Below are 4,028 nucleotides of genomic sequence, written 5' to 3'. Positions count from 1 at the left end.
CCGCTCCCCCAAACGCGGGCCCCCCCCCTGTCAACTACCACCCCCCCCCCCCCCCCACCACCCCCCACCCCCCCCCCCTAAAAAAAATTCCCGCTGCTGTTTTTATTTTCGGGCCCGCGCGCGCCCCCGCCCTCCAATGCGCGGCCACCTCTGGGGGCCTAAACCCGCGGCGCCGAAGGCGCCGCAAATAGACACAGCTCAGCTGAAGTTGTTTCCCGGTCCGACGTTGCGGCTGTTGCGAGTGCGCAGGGCGTGTACGTAGTCCGCTGGGGCTCCGGCCTTTTCGGCAGCATCGGCCATTACGCCCAGGTAGCGGGCCGAGGGCAGACCGCCCTCGTAGGCGTCGAGAACGTACAGCCAGGCCAGGATGGGTTCGGTGCCGCTACCGGGGCTGGGGGTCACGCGGAGGCGGATTTTGCGGTGGATTCCGAAATCCGAGCCTTCCCACCGGTCCAGTCGCTGCTCGTCTTCCGGAGAGACGTCGTAGAGCACCACGAAGACGCGGGAGCCCGGCTCCTCGACGACGGTGGCGAGCGGGCCTTCCCAGCCGATGTCGTCGCCGCTGAAGGTGAGGCGCCAGCCCTCCAGCCAGCCCGTCCCGGACATGGGGGAGTGCGGACAGCGCTCGAGCATCTGGGTCGAATCCATATTGGACCCGTAGGCAGCGTAGATCGGCACACCGGCAGCTTAGTTGTGTCTCGGCCCGCACTGGTACGGGGCGTCGTAATTGGTGCTGTGGGATGTGCTTCGGAGGCGGTTACGGGTGCGTCCGGCCGGGCCCGGACTGTCGATGGGCCGCGCTGAACAGCACCGACTAGGCTTGTCTCGGCGAGTGAGGGCCGCGACGCTGCCGCGCGCCGGGCGCGGGTGATCAGGACAGGGGAAGTAATGACCCGCATTGCAATCATCGGTGGCGGACCCGCGGGCTACGAGGCGGCGCTGGTTGCGGCGCAGCACGGTGCGCAGGTCGTACTGATCGATTCCGACGGTATCGGCGGGGCGTGTGTGCTCTGGGACTGTGTCCCGTCCAAGACGTTCATCGCGTCCACCGGTATCCGCACCGATCTGCGGCGGGCCCGCAATCTGGGGATAACGCTGGATCCGAGTCAGGCCGAGGTGCGGTTGCCGGAGGTCAACGAGCGCGTGAAGGCGCTGGCGCTGGCGCAGTCGTCGGATATCCGCTCCAAACTGCAGGCCGCGGGTGTCCGGGTCCTGCCCGGGTGGGGTCGGCTGGCCGGTCCGGGATCGGGCCGGGCGACTCACCTGGTTGCGGTGACCTGTCCGGATGCCCCGGACGAGACGGTGGAGGCCGAGGTGGTGCTCATCGCCACAGGTGCCTCGCCGCGAGTACTGCCCGGGGCCGAGCCGGATGGGGAGCGGATCCTGAACTGGCGCCAGCTCTACGATCTGGCCGAACTCCCGGAAACCCTGGTGGTGGTCGGTTCGGGTGTCACCGGCGCGGAATTCGTCTCCGCGTATACCGAAATGGGTGTCCGGGTTGTCCTGGTCTCCAGCCGGGACCGGGTGCTGCCGGGCGAAGACGCAGATGCCGCACTGGTTCTCGAGGACGCCTTCGCCGAGCGCGGTGTGGAATTGGTCAAACACGCCCGCGCAGACAAGGTGGAGCGTACGGCCGACGGTGTCCTGGTAACCCTTTCCGATGGTCGTACGGTCACTGGCTCGCACGCGCTCATGACCGTCGGCTCGACGCCGAACACCGCTGGTCTCGGGCTGGAGGAGGCCGGCGTCGAACTCGACCGCGGTGGCTATCTGCGGGTCGACCGGGTCTCGCGTACCCCCGTCCCGGGCATCTACGCGGCCGGTGACTGCACGGGCCTGCTGCCGCTGGCGTCGGTGGCAGCTATGCAGGGGCGGATCGCGATGTACCACGCGCTCGGCGAGGGTGTCAGCCCTATCCGCCTCAAAACGGTGGCCTCGGCGGTGTTCACCCGCCCCGAGATCGCGACGGTCGGGGTCAGTCAGACCGCCATCGACAACGGTGAGGTACCGGCCCGGACGGTGATGCTGCCGTTGAACACCAATCCGCGCGCCAAGATGTCGGGGTTGCGCCGCGGTTTCGTGAAGATCTTCTGCCGCCCGGCGACGGGCGTGGTGATCGGCGGTGTCGTGGTCGCGCCCATCGCTTCGGAGCTGATCCTGCCGATCGCCCTCGCGGTGCAGAACAACCTCACGGTCAACGATCTGGCGCAGACTTTCTCGGTCTACCCCTCACTCACCGGTTCGGTGATGGAAGCGGCCCGTCAGCTCATGCGCCACGACGACCTGGGCTGATGTGTATTCGCTCCACTCCGCTGACTGGGCCGACTCGGTGATGCGGCCATGCCCTCGCTGTCGGCTGAACGCCCAGCAGCACTGCGGGGTTCAGCAGTAGGGTGACGGGCTCAGGCTCTCCCGAAACCGAGCGTCCAGCGAGACCGCGAGTTCGGTGAGTATCCGGCTGCTTCGGCTCCACCCACGCACGTGCCGAGCGGCGCGCCGAGTTCAGCAACCATGGTTGTCCCCTCGACAGCATCTATCGAACGTAACCAGACGTGGCCCCGAGTCTTACGAGGCCCTGAAAGGTTCGGCCCGTCCCTGAAGGGGCCGAAACCCGCGGCGCCGCAGGCGCCGCCGACAGATACAGCACAGATTGCCGGACGGGCGCGGGTGTGGTTGACTTTCGAGGCAGAGAATGCGATCGGCGGGCGGTCGCGAGGTTTGGTGCCGGGGGGTTCATCCTTTCGGACTCGGACAGCGAACGGCCCACTCGGGCCACCGCTGGAGTCGTGTCTCAGATGAGGCAGAACTGGTTGCGGTGCACAGGTGTCGCCGCATCCGGGAAAGGGATTGGGCGAATAGTGAAACATCGTAAGCCGAGCCGGGCGACCCGGGCGGTGGCGAGCACTTCGCTGCCGCTTGCGACCGCAGCGGCCATGGCCATCTTCGCATCGCCGGCGGGGGCCGTTCCGGGCGATCAGCCGACCACGCCGACGACCCCGGCACCCGTGCAACCGGGTGCCACGCCGGAGCAGGAGGGGCCGGAGACCACGCCGAGCCAGCCCGGTGTGCAGAACGAGGGCGAACAGAGCCAGGAGGGGAACGCCGAGCAGCCGGGTAGTACCCCCACGCCGAGTCAGCCCGGTGTGACGACGCCGAAGCCGGGTGAGGAAGGTCAGCAGGCTCTTCCGGGCCCGACTCAGCCGGGTGTCACCACACCTCGGGTGGCGCCGCTGCCCGTTCCGGGTCAGGACGGGCCGGTGCAGCCGGCCATCGCGCCGAACAAGCCCGAGGGTGAGCAGCCTCCGGCGCCGGGGCAGCCGGGCGATCGGCCGGCCGCGCCCGAGTCCGAAACCGAGGGTGACGCGCAGGCCGCCGCCCCGGGCACCGAGACTCTGGTCCAGCCGCAGGCCCCGGAATGGCAGGCGCCGAGCCTTGACTCGGCGCCGGTGGCGCCGGTGGTCGAGATGCAGGGCCCGCATATGGAGGTCGGTGCCGCGCTCGACGGTGGGTCGCTGGCACCGGGGCATTTCGCCAATACGCATCACTTCACGAACCAGTCGGGGTATGTCGGCACGGCCGGTTTCCGTACCCCCACGGGCACCGGCGAGGCCGGTATCTCGGTGGAATTCGTCGATGAGAACACCATCAATGTCTCGACGTTCACCGGTGGAAACGGGTTGCCGGACAATCGGCTCGATCACACGATCGACACGACTCCCGTGAATACCGCCAAGGCCGCTGTCGAGCACTGGATCGCCATGCAGCCGGGTGGTGCGGCCGCGCTACAGGCCGCGGCCGAGATTCCGCCGCCCCCGCCGCTGCTGCCGCCGGGTAACTACCCGGAGCAGTCGATCAACGTCGCGGGTGTCAACACCCAGTGGGGTGGTTCGCTCCAGTACTGATACGAGTGAAATCTTGCCGGGTGGGGCGGTCGGATACGGCCGCCCCCCCCCCGGGTCGCGAAAGGGATGGGGGGTGTCCGGCGAGGGCGAAGGTAAAGGGCGCGAATCCGACCCCGCGGATTTAGG

Annotated in this window: 3 protein-coding genes; 2 read left to right on the top strand and 1 reads right to left on the bottom strand. The window is 68.4% G+C overall.

Features of this window, described 5'->3' with window-relative positions; translation table 11 throughout:
* Window positions 1-198: 198 nt before the first annotated feature.
* The gene (locus QH195_RS12840; RefSeq protein WP_280420076.1) at window positions 199-678 is read right to left on the bottom strand and encodes a gamma-glutamylcyclotransferase; all 480 of its coding nucleotides are present in this window, start codon (window positions 676-678) and stop codon (window positions 199-201) included.
* Window positions 679-888: 210 nt separating this feature from the next.
* Here QH195_RS12840 and QH195_RS12835 point away from each other — a divergent pair, with 210 nt between their 5' ends.
* Together QH195_RS12835 and QH195_RS12830 are read left to right on the top strand one after the other, a co-directional pair.
* Window positions 889-2,292, top strand: a complete 1,404-nt coding sequence (locus QH195_RS12835; RefSeq protein WP_280420075.1) for an NAD(P)H-quinone dehydrogenase — start codon at window positions 889-891, stop codon at window positions 2,290-2,292.
* A gap of 566 nt (window positions 2,293-2,858) precedes the next feature.
* Window positions 2,859-3,902: a hypothetical protein gene (locus tag QH195_RS12830; protein WP_280435540.1), complete on the top strand. Its 1,044-nt coding sequence runs from the start codon at window positions 2,859-2,861 to the stop codon at window positions 3,900-3,902.
* The last annotated feature ends 126 nt before the right edge of the window (window positions 3,903-4,028 follow it).

Origin of the sequence: Nocardia carnea (assembly GCF_029868855.1) — a bacterium.
In the GTDB taxonomy this organism is placed as follows: domain Bacteria; phylum Actinomycetota; class Actinomycetes; order Mycobacteriales; family Mycobacteriaceae; genus Nocardia; species Nocardia carnea_A.
This window is presented reverse-complemented; position numbering and strand designations above follow the sequence as displayed.